Origin of the sequence: Mariprofundus micogutta (assembly GCF_001895085.1) — a bacterium.
GTDB lineage: Bacteria > Pseudomonadota > Zetaproteobacteria > Mariprofundales > Mariprofundaceae > Mariprofundus > Mariprofundus micogutta.
This window is the reverse complement of record NZ_BDFD01000007.1, coordinates 94525-114464: the sequence shown is the minus strand read 5'-3', so window position 1 is coordinate 114464 and position 19940 is coordinate 94525. Positions and strand designations below refer to the sequence as shown.

Genomic DNA, 19940 nt, shown 5'->3' with positions numbered 1-19940 from the left:
AATGTGCTTCATGGCCTGAGTTCTCCGTTCTGTGAATTTGCTGTCTGGATAACTACAAATTTACCATAATCGTTGGGAATTCAGGCCTGTTTTCTTGCTGCTAATTCCTTAACCGGACAGCAGTGATAGATGGCATTTCTGTTCTTGTCAAAAAACTGGAATGTTTACCTGTGGATCCGGATTGTTATCGGGTTTGACGTTGAGCAAGATCGAGCAGTATTTCTGCAACAGTGATAAATGAGCCGAGAAGTAGAAAAGAACCATTTGGCTGAGCGGCTAGTTGTTGATGTAACAGGCTTATGGACTGCCCTTCACCTGCTGCGCCGCTTTTGTAGATAACTTGTTTGCCATAAGGCTCAAGCAGAGCGATTTCATCAGCCAGTGAACGATCTTCACGTGTGAATACCAGTATGGCATCGAAGGGATCAGCAAGCGATGCTAACGAGGGTAGAATTGCCTCAATAGCATGCCGGTTATGTGCTGCATCCAGCCATACACTGGCCTGGCCTATATTTATCTTTTCCAGTCTTCCGGGGACTTTGCAGTCAGCGATCGCTGCTTTGGCTTTATTCAGGTCACACGATATCAGGCCTGCCTGTCTCAGCGTTTTTACAGCTGCATAAGCCAGTGAGGCATTGATATGCTGGTGTTCGCCGGCTACAGCAAGATACGGCCAGTTCATGGTGTTTGCGGTGACGAGCTGAGGCTTAAATGTATCAAGTACCCGGCTGACTTCCGGCGACTGTTGGGCCGTGATAGAAAAGCGGCATCCCTGCATGACGAATGACTTTTCTTCTGCAATGGCAACTATCGAGTCACCCAACCAGGCCTGATGGTCCAGGCCTATTGGTGTAATCAGTGCCATATCAGCAGGTATGGCAGTGGTGGCATCAAGCCTGGCTCCTACACCAGCCTCAAGAATTTCAACATCTACCTTCTCTAGCGCAAACTGTTCCAGTGCCAGTGCTGTAGCCGTTTCGAAATACGAGGCGCCTGCGGCCAGTGCCTCGGGCATCAGTCTTTGCATGCTTTGCTGTAGTTTCTCTGTCTCTGCAGGAACGCCATTGATGCGGATGCGTTCATTGAACTCGAGAATATGCGGCGATGTGTACAGGCCGACCTTCAGGCCACAGGACTGCAGGGCCGCAGCCAGCATGGTGGATGTGGAACCTTTACCGTTAGTGCCGGCGATGCGTATGCGCAGCCCGGGTTGGTGATTATGGATATGCGATAACAACTGCCGGACACGTTCATGTCCGGGTTTATAGTCGCGGTCAGCAGACGGATTTCCGAGCTCAGTCAGCCATCTCTCAATACTGTGAGGTTTTTCTGTCACGCTGGCTGACTGCCCTGTTCTGTATCTGGCTCTAGGCGTTTTGGCGGTAGGAACGATCAGTCAGGTGATTCAGCAGTGTGCTCAGGTAGTCACGCAAGTCACCCCGACTGACCACATCATCAATCAGACCATGTTCAAGCAGAAAATCAGAGCGCTGGAAACCTTCGGGCAGTTTCTGTCCAACTGTTTCCTGAATCACACGTGGACCGGCAAAGCCGATCAGGGCACCCGGTTCAGCAAGGATAACATCACCCAGCCAGGCATGAGATGCGGATACACCACCCATGGTCGGGTCGGTAAGCAGGCAAATAAATGGTAGTTTGGCAGCATTGAGCTGATTGACTGTGGCAGAGGTTTTGGCCATCTGCATCAGTGAGAGTACGCCTTCCTGCATACGGGCTCCACCGGAAGCGGTGACCAGCAGATAGGGGCAGCCACGTTTCAGTGCATGTTCCATGCCGCGCACAATTTTTTCGCCGGCAACGGCACCCATGCTGCCGCCCATATAGGAAAATTCGAAAATCGATGCAGAAATGGTACGGCCATTGATATCACCGACATAGTTGCGAATGGAGTCTTCCGGACCGGATTTTTTGCCTGCATCCTTGATGCGGTCTTTGTATTTCTTTTTATCTTTGAAATTTAAAGGGTCCTGCGAGCGCAGTTCAGTGTCTTTCTCTTCAAAAGTGTCTGTATCAAACAGTAGTTCCGCCCGTTGCAGGGCAGACATGCGCATATGGTGATTGCACTTGCTGCAAACCATGCCATTGCGCAGAAGCTCCTTGTTATACAAGGCCTCTGAACAGCTCGGGCATTTAACCCATAGTCCTTCAGGTGATCCTGAATCATTTGATTTCAGAATATTTTTCGGTGTCTCAATCAGGCGTGTAAACCAGCTCATAGTGGTGACCTCAACCTCTTCCTTACAATAATAGTTCGTCGACTTGCGTCAGCATGCGCAGATGTGGCACATTCAGTTCTTCCACTTCCGCAGTCATAATATTCAGTGTTTCAGGTTTCATATGATACAGATAGACCGGAACCTTACCAACCGCATTAAACTTTTGCAGTTCCTTCATCACACCATTGGGGGTCAAATGACCACTGATATCGGCCAGATGCTGCATGGCGTTCGGAAATGAGCAATCCAGAATGATGGCTTTCAGGTTGGGCTGTGCATTGGCTATTTCCCATATGCGATCCGTGTTGCCTGTATCGGCTGTATAAATTACCTGCATACCGTTCTGCTCAAGCAGGAAGCCGGTACACGGGACCGGATGATTTACAGCGATAGGCGTGATGCGCACATCATCAATTTCAAATGCAGTTTCAGCCTGCAGATCAATTAATTTCAGGGTCGGGTTTGTGCGGTTTGGAATGGCGGTAAAATCCGGCCACACTTCACCGTTCAAAAAATGCCGGCGCAACGTCTCATTGTTTGCTGCCAGAGAGTGGATGGTAATGGTGGGGTTGTCACTGTTGCCATTCATGCATTTAAGCGAACGGTTATCAGCCAGGAAGGCAATATCCTTGATATGGTCCAGATGCGTATGAGACAGGCATATATGGCGGATATTATGCTGTTCTTCCAGCGACATGGCTTCAGTTGGTGAGCCGGCATCAAGTAGAATCGTATCATTGACCAGAAACGACGTCAGGCGGAAACCGAGAAGCTGGCCGCCATAACAGCCAAGGACCTTGATCCTCAAGTGGCAGCTCCGTGGATAGCCTCTTTCATGGCTGAGGCGGACGCCGAGAGAGCGGCACAAATGGCTTGCTCACCTGAGTTGGATGTAATCTGGGAAACGAAATGGCTGCCCACCACCACACCATCTGCAAACGCACCCACTGCAGCGGCTTGATCGGGTGTTTTGACTCCGAAACCAACACATACCGGCATATCAGTCATCGACTGGATATGAGCGGTTTTAGCCTGGATCTCACTCACATCACCCATATCTGCACCGGTAATGCCAGTGAGTGAGACATAATAGATAAACCCGCTACCGTTATCACAGGCCAGCTTGATACGTTCATCAGTGGATGTCGGGGAAAGCAGAAGAATGCGATCGAGTCCATGTGTGGCCAGAATGTCATCGCAGATGTGTCCCTCTTCAGGTGGTACATCCACAACCAACAGACCATCCGCGCCAACGTTGTTGGCTTGCTCTGCAAAGGTTTCAAAACCCATGGTGTACGGGATATTGGCATAGCCCATCAAAACGATGCCCAGTTCCGGGAATGCCTGGCGGACTGCTTGCGTAATTTCGAATACATCAGTGATTCTGGTGCCGGCTTCAAGGGCGCGTTCACTGGCTGCCTGAATGACGGGTCCATCTGCCATCGGGTCAGAGAAGGGCATACCGATTTCAAGGATATCGCACCGCTCAGCCATAGCGAGCATCAGTTTGAGACTGGTTTCAGGATCGGGGTCTCCAGCCGTCAGGTAACCGACCAGAGCTGCACGTCCTTCCGCTTTGCAGCGTTGAAATACGTTGGCGAGTCGCTGATTACTCATGCCTGATCGCCTCCGGTTTCCTTGTCTATATCATCACCCAATAGTTCGAATACGGTTCCCATATCTTTATCACCACGACCTGAGAGATTAATCAGTACGGTTTGTTCCGGTTTCATGTCGGCTGCAATACGAATACCGGCAGCGACGGCATGGCTCGATTCAAGGGCCGGGATAATACCTTCACAGCGGGTCAGGGTTTTGAATGCATCCAGCGCCTGATCATCTGTAGCGGCATCCAGCTGCAATCGCCCGTCTTCAAGCATGGCCGCCAGCTCAGGCCCTACGCCCGGGTAATCGAGGCCTGCGGAAATGCTGTGAGTGCCGTTGATCTGCCCCTCCGCATCTTCTAGCAGGTAACTGAGGCTGCCATGAATAATTCCGGGTTTTCCGGCGGCCAGAGATGCTGCGTGTTCATTGCCGTCCAGACCATGCCCGCCAGCTTCAACGGCAACCAGACGCACCTCACTATCATCATAAAACGGATGCAGCAGGCCAATTGCATTGGAGCCACCGCCAACGCAGGCAACCGCCACATCAGGCAGTCGACCGGTTTGATCCAGACATTGTGTGCGGGCTTCCTGGCCGATGACGGTATGGAACTGGCGCACCATCAGCGGGAAAGGATGCGGGCCTGCAGCTGTGCCGAAGATGTAATAGGTATCTTCGCAGCTAGCCACCCAGACTCTCAGGGCTTCATTCACCGCATCTTTCAATGTGGCTGTGCCGGAATCGACTGCAATAACGTTGGCACCAAGCAGTTTCATGCGAAATACATTCGGTGCCTGACGGCGGATGTCTTCACGGCCCATGTAGATGTTACATTCCATGTTAAACATGGCGGCAACCGTGGCTGTAGCGACGCCATGCTGACCGGCACCTGTTTCCGCGATGACTTTCTTTTTGCCCATGCGACGGGCAAGTAGCGCCTGACCGATGGTATTATTTACTTTATGTGCGCCTGTATGGTTCAGATCTTCACGTTTCAGATAAATCTGGGCACCGCCGACTTCAGCGGACAGATGTTTGGCGTGATACAGAGGCGTGGCACGCCCGACATAGTTTTTCAGCAGGTCAAGACGCTCCTCGTGAAAGGCCGGATCAGCCCAGGCCTCGTAAAATGCATCTTCAATCTCTTTTAATGGCTGCATCAGGGTTTCGGCGGCAAAGCGTCCGCCAAACTTTCCAAAATGGCCACCGCTATCGGGGCCATGTTTGATCTCCAGATCATACATGGAAGCAAAATCGAGGTTGTGCAGTGGGTGGCTCATGTTCCCTTACCTTTGTTGACCGTGTCGATGAAAACACGCATTTTCTCGGCATCTTTGATACCCGGGGAGATTTCGACGCCGGAGGATACATCCAGCGCAAACCATTGGCGAACTGACATGGCACTAGCAATATTGTCGGCATTCAGGCCGCCAGCCAGTGTCAGGGGGTAATCGTGCTCGAACCCGTCAAGCAGTGACCAGTCGAATGAAGTGCCGGTGCCGCCGTATACGCCGGCTGGAGCTTTGGCATCCAGCAGCAGCGGGCAGTCGAAACGTTTGGCGCGCTGCAGGTCTTCGGCAGTTGATATGGCAACGGCTTTCATGACGCGCCTGCGCTGCGCTTTGCAGAATTCCGGTGTTTCATCACCATGCAGTTGAATTACACCCAATGGTACTGCTTGCAGCACCTCGGCAATGAACTCCTGGGTGGGGTTTACGAACAGGCCGACCGCTGACACAAAGGGTGGCAGTTGACGAATAATGGCAGCGGCTTTTGCAGGCTCAATATAACGCGGTGATTTCTGGTAAAAGACGAAACCGACTGCATCGACGCCCAACTCTGATGCAATCAGCGCATCCTCCAGACGGGTGATGCCGCATACTTTGATGCGGGTGCGCACTGATGATGTCGAAATACTCATCGCGCCACTCTAGCTGGAATGCATGTCGAATTCATCCGCATTGTCATGGGTTTCATCGCACAAAGCTTAATGGTTTTTTCCTGTTGCGACAAAGCTTTGTACCTCTGGATTTGAGTTCTGTGCGAAGAAAGGATGCGTAACTCATAACTCTTCCCTAAACTGCGCATCATGAGCGCTGTAATGAATACATACGCCCGCTTTCCACTAACGCTGGTGAAAGGTAAGGGCACAAGAGTCTGGGATGATGCAGGTCATGCTTATCTCGATTTTATTTCCGGCATAGCCGTCAACACACTTGGGCATGGACATCAGGCTATGGTCGAGGCGTTGTCCGATCAGGCCGAAACGATGTTGCACTGCTCCAATCTGTTTCATATTCCCAAACAACAGCAGTTGGCGGAAAAGCTAGTGGCGCTGTCTGGTTTGGGCTCTGCCTTTTTCTGTAATTCTGGTGCCGAAGCCAATGAAGCGGCCATTAAGCTGGCGCGGAAGTTCCATTATGACCGGGACTCATCACGGCGCACAATTATCACTGCCACACAGTCATTTCACGGGCGCTTGCTTTCAACACTGACAGCTACCGGACAGGACAAAGTGAAAGTGGGTTTTGATCCGCTTCCCCCGGGTTTCACACATGTGCCGCTCAATGATATTCAAGCCCTGAAAGAGGCTGTGACATCGCAGACTGCAGCCATTTTACTGGAACCGCTGCAGGGCGAAGGCGGTGTCAATGTCGCCGATGCAACATACCTGCAGGCTGTGCGTCAGCTGTGTGATGAGCACGGTATCCTGCTCATGCTTGATGAGGTGCAGACCGGTATCGGACGTACAGGATCAATGTTTGCTTTCGAGCAGGCAGGCATCACTCCGGATATCCTTACGCTTGCCAAAGGGTTGGGGAGTGGCGTGCCGATCGGTGCCATGCTGGCCAGTGAAACGGTGGCGGCTTCATTCGGCCCGGGAACACATGGTTCAACCTTTGGTGGCAACCCATTGTCGTGCTCTGCGGCACTGACAGTGCTGGAAGTAATCGAATCGGAAGCACTATTGGATAATGTTGAAAAGCGTGGGGAGCAGCTGAAGTCGGGTTTGCTGGCATTACAGCAGCGCTTTCCGGTGATTCAGGATGTTCGCGGCCAGGGCCTGCTTGTTGGTGCAGAGTTATCTGTTGAGGCAGCTCCCTTTGTTATTGCCGCAAGAGATGAAGGGTTGATGGTTCTGCTTGCCGGGCCCAATGTGTTACGGTTCCTGCCGCCGTTGAACGTGAGTGAAGACGAAATCAATGAAGCTTTGGCGCTGCTTGCCAGTGCGATGGAGACATGCATATGAGACATTTTTTGACTCTGCTTGATGTGTCGGCTGATGAAACACGGCATATCCTCAAACGCGCTAAAAAAATCAAGCACAAGCTGAAAGAGGGCAAAGCTCATAGGCCGCTGGAAGGCAAAACACTGGGTATGATTTTTGACAAGGCGAGTACCCGTACCCGTGTTTCTTTTGAAACGGGTATGTTCCAGCTTGGTGGGCATGCGCTGTTTCTGCATTCCGGAACGACCCAGCTGGGGCGTGGTGAGCCGATAGAAGATTCGGCGCGTGTATTATCGAGTATGGTTGATGGCATCATGATCCGCACCTTTGGCCACGATATCTTGCAAAAATTTGCTGAGTATTCAAAGGTGCCTGTGATCAATGGCCTGACCGACCTTACACATCCATGTCAGATCCTTGCTGACGTCTTTACCTATGAAGAGCACCGCGGTTGTATTGAGGGTAAAACAGTAGCCTGGATTGGTGATGGCAATAATATGGCGCATTCGTGGGTGAATGGCGCGGTCTCTTTAGGTTATAAATTGAAGCTTGCCTGTCCGGAAGGGTACAGGCCGGATGAGAAATTGCTCGCTGCCGCCTGTGATCTGGGAGCAGATGTTTCTATTACTGATGATCCGAATGACGCTGCCGATGCTGCTGATCTGGTGACAACCGATGCCTGGGCATCCATGGGGCAGGAAGAGGAGCAGGCGCAGCGTGAAGTGGCTTTTGCTAATTTTCAGGTTGATGACCGGGTGATGGCCTTTGCCAATGCAGATGCACTGTTTATGCATTGTCTGCCAGCACATCGCGGCGAAGAGGTGTCTGCTTCAGTGATTGACGGGCCGCAGTCGGTTGTCTGGGATGAGGCTGAGAATCGTCTGCATGCCCAGAAAGCGCTGCTCGAATTTTTCTTGCGTGACTGAGTAGCACGCAGTCGCTGCTCGGTGTAGTCTGCGAACCCCTTCCGCCAGAGGGTGGAACTATTTCTGTAAATGAGGGCCTGAGATGTCTCAAACTAAAGTGAACAAAGCAGTATTAGCCTATTCTGGAGGCCTTGATACCTCCATTATCCTGAAGTGGCTGCAGGATACTTATGACTGCGAGGTGGTGACCTTTACCGCTGATCTCGGTCAGGGTGATGAGGTTGAAGATGCACGCAGCAAGGCCATTGCCGGTGGTGTGGAATCAATATATATCGAGGATCTTCGCGAAGAGTTTGTGCGCGACTACGTGTTTCCGATGTTCCGCGCCAATGCAATTTATGAAGGTGAATACCTGCTCGGCACTTCGATTGCACGACCGCTGATTTCCAAGCGCATGATTGAGATTGCCAATGCAGAAGGTGCTGATGCGGTGTCGCATGGTGCGACAGGCAAGGGCAACGACCAGGTGCGTTTCGAATTCGGTTTTTATGCACTTAAACCCGATGTAAAAGTGATTGCGCCATGGCGTGAATGGGATCTTGTGTCGCGTGAAGATATGCTGAACTTTGCCGAGAAACACGACATCCCGGTTGAGCGCAAACGTGAAGGCTCCAAGTCTCCATATTCAATGGATGCCAATCTGCTGCATATCTCTTATGAAGGTTATGATCTGGAAGATCCGTGGTGTGAACCGTCCGAGGAAATGTGGCGCTGGAGTGTTTCTCCCGAGTCAGCTCCGGACAGCCCTGAGTATATCGAACTGACCTATCAGGCTGGTGATATCATTGCCATTAACGGCGAAGCGATGACTCCGGCACAGGTGTTGACCGAACTGAACCGCCTGGGTGGTAAACATGGTATCGGCCGGATTGATATTGTGGAAAACCGTTTTGTTGGCATGAAATCTCGTGGCTGTTACGAAACACCGGGTGGTACCATTATGCTCAAAGCCCATCGTGCGATTGAATCGCTGACCCTGGACCGTGAAGCGGCACACCTGAAAGATGAACTGATGCCTCGTTATGCCAAGATGGTGTACAATGGTTTCTGGTTTGCACCTGAGCGAGTCATGTTGCAGGCAGCGATCGATGCATCGCAGGTCAATGTGAACGGAGATGTGCGCTTGAAGCTGTACAAGGGCAATGTTGATGTGGTTGGTCGTCGTTCCGAGCAGTCCATGTTTGATGAACGTCTATGCACATTTGAAGATGATGAAGGCGCCTATGACCAGAAGGATGCTGGCGGCTTTATCAAGCTGAATGCACTTCGTCTGCGTATGGCAAAGCTGGCAGGTAAATAGGTCGTAACGGGTTGGCAAAGCCGTGTTCTCGCTGCTAGTTTGAGCGTGGATTGGTCTGCAGTGCAGGCGTTGGGGGGAGACTATGATCAGACATAACAAGATTCTGGTTCCATATGATTTTTCCGAGCAGGCCACGGAAGCGGTCAGGCGTGCTGCAGTGCTGGCCGGGAAATTTGATGCCGAATTGCACCTGTTGCATGTATTGGAGCCCTCGGTTTATTTTGAAACAGATATGGTTTCCATTCCACCCATTGATGAGGTGAACCATGCAGCCCACGATGGGGCTGTGCATCGTATGCAGGCCTTGAGCGAGCAGTTTGATTTTGATGTGGAAACACATGTTGAAGAGTCAGCCGGAGATCCCTCCAGGTTTATTTGTGATTTTGCCGCCTCATTGCCTGCCGACCTGATTGTCATTGGTCGCCATGATGAAAAAGGCGTGATTGAACACATGTTGACAGGTTCGACAGCGGAGCGGGTTGTGGCTCATGCGCCCTGTTCGGTACTGGTGACCATGCCGCATGATCTTCTTGAAGATAAGCGGGAATAACGGTTTGTTTTTTTTCGATTCACGCATGGTTGAAACCTGTTGATGCAACTGGCTGAGTTCTTTAAGGCGCTCGGTGAACCCGTGCGCCTGCGCCTGTTTTCGCTGATTGCGACTTCAGGTGAGCAGTGTGTGTGTCATCTGACTGAAGCGCTGGAGCTGCCACAGAGCACAATTTCGCGGCACCTTGGTGTATTGCGTCATGCAGGCCTTGTGTATGCGCGCAGAGATGGAAAATGGATGTATTATCAACTTGCTGATGATGTTTCGCCGGAGCTGATTGCCATCGTACAGCAGTCGTATACAAGCGATGCTCAATTCACCCTTGATACAGAACGCCTGAGCAGTTCCCGCAACTGCTGAATACTGGTGAACAGTCATCCTGTTTTAATTTCTACACTTACCTGTCCGCATTGCCATGCCCAATCAAAAGAGCAAGTGCCAAGCGATGCCTGTCAGTGGTTTTATGAGTGCAGACATTGCCATGTGCTGCTGCGACCCAAGCCTGGCGATTGCTGTGTTTTCTGCTCCTACGGGGATGTGCCATGCCCGCCAATTCAATCGGGAGAGGCTTGCTGCAAGAGCAGCTGAGACTCGTTTAATTTACATATCCGCATAAGCAAATATAATAAGCCTCTTAAGGAGGCTGTTGTGTCTGATGCAAAACCGATGGGCCTGTTCGCTCGTTTTCTGACCCTCTGGGTATTTCTATGTATTGTGACAGGTATCGGCCTGGGTTACCTGTTCCCGTCACTGTTCCATGCTCTGGGCGGCATGGAGGTGGCGCATATCAACCTGCCGGTCGCCCTGCTGATCTGGGCGATGATTTTGCCCATGCTGTTGAAAATAGATTATTCGGCGCTGCACGAAGTCTGGGATCACCGGCGTGGCGTCGCTGTGACTGTGGGCATTAACTGGCTGGTCAAACCGTTTTCGATGGCGCTGCTTGGATTCCTGTTTCTGCGCATTCTGTTTGTCGACTGGCTCGACCCTGCACAAATCGACTCGTACATTGCAGGTCTGATCCTGCTGGCTGCGGCTCCCTGCACAGCAATGGTGTTTGTCTGGTCACGCCTGGTTGAAGGGCATCCGCAGTTCACGCTTTCGCAGGTCGCGCTCAATGATGTGATTATGATTTTCGCCTTCGCCCCGATTGTCGGACTGCTGCTTGGTGTGGCCTCGATTACCGTGCCGTGGGATACCCTGTTTCTATCGGTCATGCTGTACATCGTTATCCCGGTCATTCTTGCTTATTTCGGCCGCAAGATATTGCTCGCCAAAGGCACACTGGATGATGTCCTGCATATGATGGACCCCGTTTCAATGGGCGCTCTGCTGGTCACAGTGGTGTTGCTGTTCGGTTTTCAGGGCGAACAGATTCTCGCCCAGCCACTGGTGATTCTGCTGCTGGCCATTCCGATCACCATTCAGGTCTATTTCAATTCCATGCTGGCTTACTGGCTGAACCGCAAATTGGGCGTGGCACATTCTGTAGCAGGTCCATCAGCACTGATTGGTGCCTCCAATTTTTTTGAGCTGGCAGTGGCTGCGGCCATTGCCCTGTTCGGTTTCGAGTCCGGTGCAGCACTCGCCACCGTGGTTGGCGTGCTGGTTGAAGTGCCGGTGATGTTATCGGTCGTACATATCGTGAATCGCAGTAAGGGCTGGTATGAGCAGCCGAAAACATTAAATGGGTAGGGAAGTGATATGACAATCAAAGTAGGTATTAATGGATTTGGACGCATGGGAAGGCTGGGTTTGAGGGCCGGTTGGCATGCTGAGGCATTTGAAGTCACACAGATCAACGAAGTGGCCTGCGACGCAGCAGGTTCTGCACATCTGCTGAAATTCGATTCCGTACATGGAACCTGGGCCAATGCATGTGAAGCAGAAAATGGAGATATGGTTATTGATGGGCATTCGATCGCCTATTTCTCCAATGAGGCCATTGCTGAAACTGACTGGTCAGGCTGCGATATCGTCATTGAGTCTACCGGAGCATTTCGTAAACCTGAACAGTTGCAAGCCTACTTCGATCAGGGGGTGAAAAAGGTGATTGTGGCTGCTCCTGTCGAAGGTGCACTGAATATTGTGTATGGCATCAATGATCACCTTTATGACTCTGATAAGCACAACCTGTTGACCGCTGCCTCCTGCACCACCAACTGTCTGGCTCCTGTCGTGAAAGTGATGCATGAGGGCATCGGCATCAAACATGGGTGCATGACCACGATTCACGATATCACCAATACCCAGACCATCGTTGATAAAGGACATAAGGATTTACGCCGTGCGCGCGCCTGTGGCCAATCGCTGATTCCGACCTCGACAGGTTCAGCCAAGGCGATCACGAAAATTTTTCCGGAACTGACAGGCAAACTCAATGGTCATGCCGTGAGAGTACCCTTGCTCAATGCTTCGCTGACGGATTTTGTTTTTGAAGCTGAAAGACCAACCAGCGTGGAGGAAATCAACGCCCTGTTTCACGATGCGGCAGACAATGCTCTCAAGGGGATTCTGGGTTATGAAGAACGTCCTCTGGTCAGTGTTGATTATACCAATGACCCTCGTTCCTCGGTGATTGATGCGCCCAGCACCATGGTTGTGAATGGCACACAGGTGAAGTTATATATCTGGTACGATAATGAATGGGGTTATGTGAATCGCATGATGGAGCTCACAGGCAAGGTAGCTCTATCTCTTTAATGGATCAGGGCTTTCGCAACTATTTGACCGTCACCGGTGGTTATTGGGCTTTCACCATTACCGATGGTGCCATCCGCATGCTGGTGGTGCTCTATTTTCACGGGCTGGGATACAGCCCGCTGGAAATCGCCATGCTGTTTCTGTTTTACGAGTTTTTCGGCATTGTCACCAATCTGGTCGGTGGCTGGTTGGGTTCGCGTATAGGTCTGAACTTAACTATGCATATCGGCATGATCATGCAAATAGGCGCCTTGTTAATGCTAACTGTGCCGGACGCATGGTTGTCTGTGCCTTATGTGATGGCGGCACAAGCGTTCTCCGGTATAGCCAAGGACTTGAACAAGATGAGTGCAAAGGCGGGCGTAAAGCTGTTTGTGCCAGATCAGTCGGATGCCAAACTGTTCCGCTGGGTAGCCGTGCTGACCGGCTCCAAGAATGCACTGAAAGGTGCCGGATTCTTTATCGGTGGCGCACTACTGGCCTGGCTGGAGTTTAGAGGTGCCTTGTTTGCACTCTCGACCATGTTGCTTATTGCATTAGTCATTACCTGGATCCTGTTGCCAAATAATTTGGGGAAAACAAAAGCGAAAGCAAAATTCTCACAGGTCTTTTCCAAGGACCCGAAGATCAACTGGTTATCCGGTGCCCGCTTCTTTCTGTTCGGGGCACGGGATATCTGGTTTGTTGTCGGATTACCTGTATTTCTGCAGTCCGTACTGGGTTGGACATTCACGCAGGTGGGTGCATTTCTGGCATTGTGGGTGATTGGTTATGGTTTTATACAGGGGATAGCACCGAAAATAATCAAGCTGACCTCCGGCAATGAGGCTGGCGCAAAAACGCTGGTGATTTGGGCAGGCATACTATCGCTATTGCCTGTTGGAATTGCTGTGGCTTTACAGCAGGGCTGGGATGCCGGAATGGTTCTCATTGTCGGCCTAGCACTGTTTGGAATCGTTTTCGCGATGAACTCTGCAACCCACTCCTATCTGATCGTCTCCTGGTCTGATCATGACAGGGTCTCGATGAATGTCGGCTTTTATTACATGGCTAACGCTGGTGGCCGCTTAGCTGGAACAGTGCTTTCCGGCCTGGTCTATCAACAGCATGGCCTTGAAGGCTGCTTATACTGGTCTGCGGCATTTGTGCTGGCAGCAACGCTGACCTCGATTAAGCTGGAGCGTATGAATAGATCTCTAACAAAGGCTAAGTAAGTTGAGTCAATCAGATCATGGCTGCTTGATACGTGCCTGGCATCAGCATAGTGGCGAATTGCGTAGCTGGTTACTGAAACGGGTTGAGGATACGACTGAAGCAGAAGATCTGCTACAGGAGGTGTTTTTCAAAGCATTGCTACAAAAAGAACGTTTCTGTCGTGTTGAAAATGCGCGAGCATGGTTGTTCCGGGTAACCTCCAATGCTGTGATTGACCGCTACCGTTTACGTAAGGACCACGTTCCTCTGCCTGATGACATTGTTCAGCATGAGGAGGTTGGAGTTGCTGTGGATGATTTGTCACAATGTATACCGCGTGTTCTTTCAGAATTATCACAGCCGGATCGTGAAGCCATTACGCTGTGTGATCTGGATGGCATGAGTCAGCAACGATATGCAGAGATGAAAGGGATTACACTGGCTGCTGCCAAATCACGAGTCCAGCGCGCTCGAAAGAGGCTGCGTCAAACCCTTGAGATAAATTGTAAAGTTCAATTGAATGATGCTGGCAATGTGTGTTGCTTTGTTCCCAGGTGAGCACTTAAATAACAGCCACACTTTGAATATTCTGAAATTGAATCCAGGACTGGAGTCATAGGTGGTATTGATGAACCCCAACAACTCGTGTCACAGAAAGCGAGGCAAGAGTCTCGGTGTGCCCGAGTTAATTGCGATTGCTCTGGGTGGTATGGTTGGCGGTGGTATCTTCACCATACTGGGTATTTCGGTATCTATGATTGGTGTGTTTACGCCTCTGGCGATTATTGTTGGTGGCCTGATTGCAGCACTGGCGGCCTATTCATATATCAAGATGGGTGTTTATTATAAAGATGAAGGCGCGACCTACTCTTTTTATAAACTAACATTTCCAGACTCTCCCTTTGCGGCCTCCCTTGTCGGCTGGTGGGTAATATTCGGTTATATCAGCACGATAGCTCTATATGCCTATACCTTTGCATCGTATGCCATCAGTGGCTTTAGTTTTGCTGATTCCGAGTGGGCGAGAAAAGCGGTTGCCGGTGGCGTCATTCTTGTTTTTACCCTGATTAATATCTGGAGTGTTAAGGGCATGGGGAAAATAGAAGATATCATGGTTTATACCAAGTTGATTATCTTGCTTGTCATCTCAGTGGTCTTGATGAATAACAGCCAAACCAGTATTCCTGTTTTGCTGCACAGCAACAGTGATATAAACATGCTTGCTATCCTGATTGTCGCATCGCTGACCTTTGTAGCATATGAAGGTTTTCAACTTGTGATCAATGCTGTGAATGAAATGGATTGCCCGGAAAGAAATATTCCAAAAGCTATCTATTCAGCCCTGTTTCTTGCCGTGCTCATCTATGTGGTTATCGCATTTGGAGCGATATTAGCGATACCCTTTGAAGATATTATTCAAAACAAGGAATATGCTCTGGCCTCCGGAACCGGCAGTATTCTGGGCCATTGGGGTACTGATTTGGTGATAGCGGGGGCTCTGCTGGCAACCAGTAGTGCCATCAGTGGCACAGTGTTTGGTGCATCAAGACAAATGGCTGTGATTGCTCAGGATGGTTACTTTCCCGATAGCCTTGCCAAACGGATCAATCAGATACCGGTTTATTCTATTATCACTATGTCCGTACTGGCATTTTTCCTTGTGCTTATTGGCAGTCTGGAGCTTATCCTGGAATTTGGCAGCGTTACCTTTTTATTGGTGTCACTGTTAATGGCCTATGCGAATTATACAATCCGTGACGCAACCAACTCATCACCGGTGGTAACGGTGATCTCTATTCTGGGACTCCTGCTTGGAACCGTTCTGATTCTGTATTACGAGTTCGAGAATCAACCCGAACAGTTATATTTTATCTTTGGACTGTATGTCCTGTTAACAGTAGCAGCCTGGTTATATGCACGAGCTAAATCTCAAGTCTGAAGCTGTGTATAAAGACAGTTCGGCAGTAATAAGGACAAAGACTTTGTCACCGGGAGACAGCGACATATATTGATGCATAAATGCATCTTTTTGTGATCACGTTCGTCATACCTAATGAGACGCAGCCTTGAGAGGTTGGTGTTCTATCATTAGGAGGCTGTTTGATGAGACAAAGCATTATTAATTTCTCCAGAAACAACCCATACCTGTTTCTGGGGATAGCCGTGTTGCTTTGGTTTGGCCTGTATCAACAGCTGCTGCCATTTTCTGAAGCTTTGGTTTCAATCATTCCGGTAGAACCTCGCAGCCATTTAGGTGGTGCTCTGCAGTTTTTCTTTTATGACACGCCAAAGGTGCTCATGCTGTTGACGGGTATTGTGTTTGTGATGGGCATTATTCACACCTATGTTTCACCTGAGAAAACGCGAGCCATATTAGCCGGACGCAAGCTTGGTGTGGGCAATACGTTGGCTGCCACATTGGGTGTTTTTACACCGTTTTGCTCATGTTCTGCTGTTCCTTTATTCATCGGTTTTTTACAGGCGGGTGTTCCTCTCGGTATCACCTTCTCCTTTCTGATTGCCGCTCCTATGGTCAATGAAGTGGCTCTGGCGCTGCTGTTTGCCATGTTCGGCTGGAAGGTCGCAGGCTTGTATCTACTGCTGGGGCTTATGGTTGCAATCGTTTCCGGTCTTGTTATCGGCAAACTCGGGATGGAAAAACATCTGGAAGATTGGGTTCTTGCCATGCAGAACACTGCGGTATCTGACGCTATGGAACATCAACATATGAGTTGGGGGACACGCATTGATGAAGGTTTTAAGCATGTATCCGAGATCGTTGGCAAAGTCTGGCCCTACATCATCGGCGGTATTGCTCTGGGTGCAGCCATTCATGGTTACGTGCCGGAAGCGTTCATGGTTTCCATTATGGGTAAGGATGCTCCCTGGTGGTCGGTTCCTGCAGCAGTGGTTCTTGGTATTCCGATGTACACCAATGCTGCGGGTGTTATTCCTGTCATTGAGGCATTAATCGGCAAGGGCGCTGCACTTGGTACTGTGTTGGCCTTTATGATGAGTGTGATCGCACTGTCTGCTCCTGAAATGATTATTTTACGAAAGGTGCTCAAACCCACCCTGATTGCCAGTTTTGTTGGTGTGGTTGCCATTGGCATTGTGTTGGTGGGTTATCTGTTCAATGCACTGGTGTGACAGAGTTGCTTGGTTTTGTTTATTGAAAAGTTTTTTAATGATGAAGGAGAATGAAGATGAAAAATATCAAAGTACTCGGCACTGGATGTGCCAGCTGCAAGACTACCATGAAAATGATTGAAGATGTGGCAGAGGCAAAAGGCGTCGCTATCGCATTAGAAAAAATTGAGGAGCTTCAAGCCATTATGGGCTATGGCGTGATGAGTACTCCCGCTGTTGTGGTGGATGGAAAGCTTGTTCATGCAGGCGGCATTCCTTCGCGCAGTCAGATTGAGGCGTGGATTTAATGAGGACGAGTCGAACTATACTTAGTAGCGGCAGTACTGTGGTTCGTATTGTTGGTGCAGGGTTTATATTGCTGATGTTTTTGCATTCTGCTTTTGCTGGAGCGGAAGAACCCTTGCCAGTACTGCCAGCTAAAGGCCAGGTAACCATGATTGATCTGGGGGCGCATACATGTATTCCGTGTAAAATGATGGCTCCGGTACTGAGTAAGTTGAAACAGGATTATGCCGGGCGAGCGGTTATTGCCTTTATTGATGTACAGGAACAAAAGGGGCAGGCCTCCAAATACGGAGTTCGGGCTATTCCAACACAGATATTTTATAACCCTGATGGCAAAGAAGTTTTCCGACATTCAGGCTTTATGGCGGAAGAGGATATTGTTAAGCAACTGACCGACATGGGTGTTGGTCCCCCTGCTGTCGAATAATCCATGGATGAATTTTTACTGCAGATCAATGCATGGATGGTCAGTGGCACTCTTTTTGCAGCTTTAGGTTGTTTTTTATGGGGTATGGTGTCGGTGTTGATGAGCCCATGTCACCTCGCATCGATACCATTGATCGTTGGATATGTTGGAGGACAGCAGGAGCCGGTAAAAGGGCGTAGAGCTGCTCTTTTTGCAGTGCTGTTCAGTGTCGGTCTGTTCATCACCATTGCTGCTGTTGGCATGGTGTGTGCACTACTTGGCCGTATGCTTGGAGATATAAGTCCTTACTGGATGCTGTTGCCGGGATTGGTTCTGTTATGGGTGGCAGCTGATATGCTGGATATAGTTAAATGCTCTATGCCTAATGGTTCATTGTTATCAAAATTGCAGGTGAAAGGTGCTTCGGGTGCTTTTGTCATTGGCCTGGCGTATGGGGTGGTTTCAGGTTCCTGCACCTTTGGCTTTATTGCACCGATTCTAGCGATTATCACTGTTCAGCAGGAACTGGTTATTGGGGTCATGCTAATCTCGCTTTTTGCGTTGGGGCACTGCCTGCCAATAGCAGTGGCTGGTGGTTCAACCGCAAGAATACAACAGCTTCTAGCCAGCTCATCGTATGAACGTATCCATAAGGCATCAAGAAAGGTAGCAGCCGTGTTGATCGCTGGATTAGGGGGCTATTTTATAGTGACGTCCTTTAATTAGTTCAAATATCTGTCTTCTTGTTTAACTCAAGATGGGTGCTCGACTCGAGTTTCAGTCAGATGTATTACTATTGAATGTGAAATGTTTGTATTACATGATTATATTACTCAATATATGTATTGTGGAGAGACGATGCTTTTTCTATAAAAGGTGAAGGGGAAAAATGAAAACACTGAAGTACATACTGATCTTGACCATGATGTTGTTTGTTGCCCTTCAGTCAGCTTCGGCTGGTAACATTACCCTGGCAGGCTCGACCAGCGTGATGAATTATATTGAAGCCGCAGCTAAATTGTATTCTAAAACTCATCCTGATATCACTTTTTCCATTTCAGGTGGCGGATCACAAGTTGGATACTTGATGGCAAAGAACGGGCGGGTTCATATCGGCATGATGAGTAGAAACCTTAGCACGAAAGAGTTATCAGATATTGAGAAAATAAAGGTTGTTCCCTTTGCTTATGATGCCGTAATTCCAGTCATTTCTGACGCTGTTTTTCTCACTACAGGCCTTTTTAAAATTGATATCCGAGACCTGATAAATATCTATCAGGGAAAGATTACAAATTGGCAAGAGGTTGGTGGCCCCGACCGATTGATTTTGGCGATTCATTTGGGACATGGGCATGGTGGCCGATACATATTTGATCGTCATATTTTAAAGGGTGTCGAGGTTAAAAAAGATTTCAAACCAGTGACAGTAGGAAGTTACAAGCATGTTCAAACATTAATCAAAGCAAGTGATCAGGCTATTGCATATATTGGCTCGAATTATCCTAATGAGCAGGCTCATCGGGTACCATTGATGATCAATGGCAAACTTATCCATCCAACTCGAGAGTCAATTGTTAACGGAACTTATCCATTATCACGCAATCTCAATTTATTGTTAGCAGACGATGCTCCAGCCCATGTGCGGGATTTTGTTAACTTTGTGCTGTCGAACAAAGGTCAGAAATTAGTGGATCGTTTAGGCTATGTTCCTTTGTGATAAACAACTTGATTAGAACACACAATGGTATGATTAAAGATCTCCTGCGGCTTTGTGCTTATTATTGATGGTGTTCAGTAAGAAGTAGTAAGAAATCTTACCCCTTGTCGACCTACTCGCATCATTCATCGGGGGTGATTATGAATCAAAGAGTATTGTTTCTCTGTACAGGAAATTCGTGTCGTTCTCAGATGGCTGAGGGTTGGTTAAAAGCACTCGGTGGTCATGACTTTGAAGTCTATTCCGCCGGCATTGAGGCGCATGGTAAAAATCCGAGGGCGCTTGCCGTAATGCAGGAGGCCGGCGTGGATATTACCAGGCAGGAATCAGAAATACTGGATCCCGGATTGTTTCATCAGCTCGATCTGCTGGTCACTGTTTGTGGTCATGCTGATACGTTTTGCCCTGAACTTCCTGTGACATGCAAAAAAGAGCACTGGCCATTCGATGACCCTGCGCAAGCAGATGGCACAGAAGCAGAGGTTATGGCTGAATTTCGCAGAGTCCGCGACCAGATACGCGTCCGTATAGAAGGTTTTGTGAATCAGGCATGAGTCAGTCAGAACAAAGAAAAACGGCGCCTGGATAAATCCAGACGCCGTACATGGAAGCCCCGGGATGGGGGGGTGAGGGCCTCC

The 19940-nt window shown here is 49.5% G+C and carries 23 protein-coding genes; 17 read left to right on the top strand and 6 right to left on the bottom strand.

The genetic code is table 11. The features are described 5' to 3' along the window. Positions 1 to 184: 184 nt before the first annotated feature. From MMIC_RS05560 to MMIC_RS05535, 6 genes are read right to left on the bottom strand one after another with little or no spacing between them, the layout of a single operon-like run. On the bottom strand, positions 185 to 1336 hold the full coding sequence (locus MMIC_RS05560; protein WP_072659460.1) for a bifunctional folylpolyglutamate synthase/dihydrofolate synthase: 1152 nt from the start codon (positions 1334 to 1336) through the stop codon (positions 185 to 187). A gap of 31 nt (positions 1337 to 1367) precedes the next feature. Next, positions 1368 to 2237, bottom strand: coding sequence for an acetyl-CoA carboxylase, carboxyltransferase subunit beta (accD, locus tag MMIC_RS05555; RefSeq protein ID WP_072659459.1), 870 nt, complete (start codon positions 2235 to 2237; stop codon positions 1368 to 1370). Between the two features lie 22 nt (positions 2238 to 2259). After that, complete coding sequence (locus MMIC_RS05550) at positions 2260 to 3045, bottom strand: 3',5'-cyclic-nucleotide phosphodiesterase (protein ID WP_072659458.1); 786 nt, start codon at positions 3043 to 3045, stop codon at positions 2260 to 2262. Beyond that, a complete protein-coding gene (gene trpA / locus MMIC_RS05545) occupies positions 3042 to 3854 on the bottom strand; it encodes a tryptophan synthase subunit alpha (protein ID WP_072659457.1) in 813 nt (270 codons plus the stop codon). Before trpA ends, MMIC_RS05550 begins: the two co-directional genes overlap by 4 nt. Beyond that, complete coding sequence (gene trpB / locus MMIC_RS05540) at positions 3851 to 5086, bottom strand: tryptophan synthase subunit beta (protein ID WP_072659479.1); 1236 nt, start codon at positions 5084 to 5086, stop codon at positions 3851 to 3853. Before trpB ends, trpA begins: the two co-directional genes overlap by 4 nt. Positions 5087 to 5118: 32 nt before the next feature. Beyond that, positions 5119 to 5763, bottom strand: a complete 645-nt coding sequence (locus MMIC_RS05535; protein WP_072659456.1) for a phosphoribosylanthranilate isomerase — start codon at positions 5761 to 5763, stop codon at positions 5119 to 5121. Positions 5764 to 5931: 168 nt separating this feature from the next. On the opposite strand from MMIC_RS05535, the gene MMIC_RS05530 reads away from it, so the two are divergent. The 17 genes from MMIC_RS05530 to arsC all read left to right on the top strand — a co-directional run bounded on the left by MMIC_RS05530 (position 5932) and on the right by arsC (position 19856). Continuing rightward, a complete protein-coding gene (locus MMIC_RS05530; protein ID WP_072659455.1) occupies positions 5932 to 7092 on the top strand; it encodes an acetylornithine transaminase in 1161 nt (386 codons plus the stop codon). After that, entirely contained in the window at positions 7089 to 7997 is a 909-nt protein-coding gene (argF, locus tag MMIC_RS05525) for an ornithine carbamoyltransferase (protein ID WP_072659454.1), read from the top strand. Before MMIC_RS05530 ends, argF begins: the two co-directional genes overlap by 4 nt. An 82-nt stretch (positions 7998 to 8079) precedes the next feature. Next, the gene (locus MMIC_RS05520; protein WP_072659453.1) at positions 8080 to 9297 is read left to right on the top strand and encodes an argininosuccinate synthase; all 1218 of its coding nucleotides are present in this window, start codon (positions 8080 to 8082) and stop codon (positions 9295 to 9297) included. 82 nt (positions 9298 to 9379) lie between these two features. Further along, a complete protein-coding gene (locus MMIC_RS05515; protein WP_072659452.1) occupies positions 9380 to 9847 on the top strand; it encodes a universal stress protein in 468 nt (155 codons plus the stop codon). Positions 9848 to 9889: 42 nt separating this feature from the next. Continuing rightward, on the top strand, positions 9890 to 10207 hold the full coding sequence (locus MMIC_RS05510; RefSeq protein ID WP_072659451.1) for an ArsR/SmtB family transcription factor: 318 nt from the start codon (positions 9890 to 9892) through the stop codon (positions 10205 to 10207). Between the two features lie 6 nt (positions 10208 to 10213). Next, the gene (locus MMIC_RS12930) at positions 10214 to 10435 is read left to right on the top strand and encodes a GDCCVxC domain-containing (seleno)protein (RefSeq protein ID WP_072659450.1); all 222 of its coding nucleotides are present in this window, start codon (positions 10214 to 10216) and stop codon (positions 10433 to 10435) included. 78 nt (positions 10436 to 10513) lie between these two features. Next, on the top strand, positions 10514 to 11542 hold the full coding sequence (arsB, locus tag MMIC_RS05500) for an ACR3 family arsenite efflux transporter (RefSeq protein ID WP_072659478.1): 1029 nt from the start codon (positions 10514 to 10516) through the stop codon (positions 11540 to 11542). 9 nt (positions 11543 to 11551) lie between these two features. After that, positions 11552 to 12550 carry an ArsJ-associated glyceraldehyde-3-phosphate dehydrogenase gene (locus tag MMIC_RS05495; protein ID WP_072659449.1) on the top strand — a complete coding sequence of 333 codons (999 nt, stop codon included), beginning with the start codon at positions 11552 to 11554 and terminating at the stop codon, positions 12548 to 12550. Next, the gene (gene arsJ, locus MMIC_RS05490; RefSeq protein WP_072659448.1) at positions 12550 to 13764 is read left to right on the top strand and encodes an organoarsenical effux MFS transporter ArsJ; all 1215 of its coding nucleotides are present in this window, start codon (positions 12550 to 12552) and stop codon (positions 13762 to 13764) included. Before MMIC_RS05495 ends, arsJ begins: the two co-directional genes overlap by 1 nt. Before the next feature lies 1 nt (position 13765). Further along, positions 13766 to 14302, top strand: a complete 537-nt coding sequence (gene sigZ, locus MMIC_RS05485; protein WP_072659447.1) for an RNA polymerase sigma factor SigZ — start codon at positions 13766 to 13768, stop codon at positions 14300 to 14302. A 70-nt stretch (positions 14303 to 14372) separates the two neighbouring features. Further along, a complete protein-coding gene (locus MMIC_RS05480; RefSeq protein ID WP_072659477.1) occupies positions 14373 to 15683 on the top strand; it encodes an APC family permease in 1311 nt (436 codons plus the stop codon). A 164-nt stretch (positions 15684 to 15847) separates the two neighbouring features. Further along, on the top strand, positions 15848 to 16894 hold the full coding sequence (locus tag MMIC_RS05475; RefSeq protein WP_072659446.1) for a permease: 1047 nt from the start codon (positions 15848 to 15850) through the stop codon (positions 16892 to 16894). A 56-nt stretch (positions 16895 to 16950) separates the two neighbouring features. Continuing rightward, positions 16951 to 17181 carry a thioredoxin family protein gene (locus MMIC_RS05470; protein ID WP_072659445.1) on the top strand — a complete coding sequence of 77 codons (231 nt, stop codon included), beginning with the start codon at positions 16951 to 16953 and terminating at the stop codon, positions 17179 to 17181. Between the two features lie 74 nt (positions 17182 to 17255). Beyond that, positions 17256 to 17606 (top strand): thioredoxin family protein, encoded by a 351-nt coding sequence (locus MMIC_RS05465; RefSeq protein WP_072659476.1) that lies wholly within the window; start codon positions 17256 to 17258, stop codon positions 17604 to 17606. A gap of 3 nt (positions 17607 to 17609) precedes the next feature. Further along, the gene (locus tag MMIC_RS05460) at positions 17610 to 18311 is read left to right on the top strand and encodes a cytochrome c biogenesis CcdA family protein (RefSeq protein WP_072659444.1); all 702 of its coding nucleotides are present in this window, start codon (positions 17610 to 17612) and stop codon (positions 18309 to 18311) included. Positions 18312 to 18474: 163 nt separating this feature from the next. Continuing rightward, positions 18475 to 19302, top strand: a complete 828-nt coding sequence (locus MMIC_RS05455; RefSeq protein WP_072659443.1) for a substrate-binding domain-containing protein — start codon at positions 18475 to 18477, stop codon at positions 19300 to 19302. A gap of 140 nt (positions 19303 to 19442) precedes the next feature. Next, a complete protein-coding gene (gene arsC, locus MMIC_RS05450) occupies positions 19443 to 19856 on the top strand; it encodes an arsenate reductase (thioredoxin) (protein WP_171966466.1) in 414 nt (137 codons plus the stop codon). Positions 19857 to 19940: the final 84 nt, after the last annotated feature.

Bases quoted from the DNA above. Each gene is read 5' to 3' on its own strand.
- accD (WP_072659459.1), bottom strand. From the start codon at position 2,237: ATGAGCTGGTTTACACGCCTGATTGAGACACCGAAAAATATTCTGAAA.
- trpA (WP_072659457.1), bottom strand. From the start codon at position 3,854: ATGAGTAATCAGCGACTCGCCAACGTATTTCAACGCTGCAAAGCGGAA.
- trpB (WP_072659479.1), bottom strand. From the start codon at position 5,086: ATGTATGATCTGGAGATCAAACATGGCCCCGATAGCGGTGGCCATTTT.
- MMIC_RS05535 (WP_072659456.1), bottom strand. From the start codon at position 5,763: ATGAGTATTTCGACATCATCAGTGCGCACCCGCATCAAAGTATGCGGC.
- MMIC_RS05530 (WP_072659455.1), top strand. From the start codon at position 5,932: ATGAGCGCTGTAATGAATACATACGCCCGCTTTCCACTAACGCTGGTG.
- argF (WP_072659454.1), top strand. From the start codon at position 7,089: ATGAGACATTTTTTGACTCTGCTTGATGTGTCGGCTGATGAAACACGG.
- MMIC_RS05520 (WP_072659453.1), top strand. From the start codon at position 8,080: ATGTCTCAAACTAAAGTGAACAAAGCAGTATTAGCCTATTCTGGAGGC.
- MMIC_RS05515 (WP_072659452.1), top strand. From the start codon at position 9,380: ATGATCAGACATAACAAGATTCTGGTTCCATATGATTTTTCCGAGCAG.
- MMIC_RS05510 (WP_072659451.1), top strand. From the start codon at position 9,890: ATGCAACTGGCTGAGTTCTTTAAGGCGCTCGGTGAACCCGTGCGCCTG.
- arsB (WP_072659478.1), top strand. From the start codon at position 10,514: ATGGGCCTGTTCGCTCGTTTTCTGACCCTCTGGGTATTTCTATGTATT.
- MMIC_RS05495 (WP_072659449.1), top strand. From the start codon at position 11,552: ATGACAATCAAAGTAGGTATTAATGGATTTGGACGCATGGGAAGGCTG.
- arsJ (WP_072659448.1), top strand. From the start codon at position 12,550: ATGGATCAGGGCTTTCGCAACTATTTGACCGTCACCGGTGGTTATTGG.
- MMIC_RS05480 (WP_072659477.1), top strand. From the start codon at position 14,373: ATGAACCCCAACAACTCGTGTCACAGAAAGCGAGGCAAGAGTCTCGGT.
- MMIC_RS05475 (WP_072659446.1), top strand. From the start codon at position 15,848: ATGAGACAAAGCATTATTAATTTCTCCAGAAACAACCCATACCTGTTT.
- MMIC_RS05470 (WP_072659445.1), top strand. From the start codon at position 16,951: ATGAAAAATATCAAAGTACTCGGCACTGGATGTGCCAGCTGCAAGACT.
- MMIC_RS05465 (WP_072659476.1), top strand. From the start codon at position 17,256: ATGTTTTTGCATTCTGCTTTTGCTGGAGCGGAAGAACCCTTGCCAGTA.
- MMIC_RS05460 (WP_072659444.1), top strand. From the start codon at position 17,610: ATGGATGAATTTTTACTGCAGATCAATGCATGGATGGTCAGTGGCACT.
- MMIC_RS05455 (WP_072659443.1), top strand. From the start codon at position 18,475: ATGAAAACACTGAAGTACATACTGATCTTGACCATGATGTTGTTTGTT.
- arsC (WP_171966466.1), top strand. From the start codon at position 19,443: ATGAATCAAAGAGTATTGTTTCTCTGTACAGGAAATTCGTGTCGTTCT.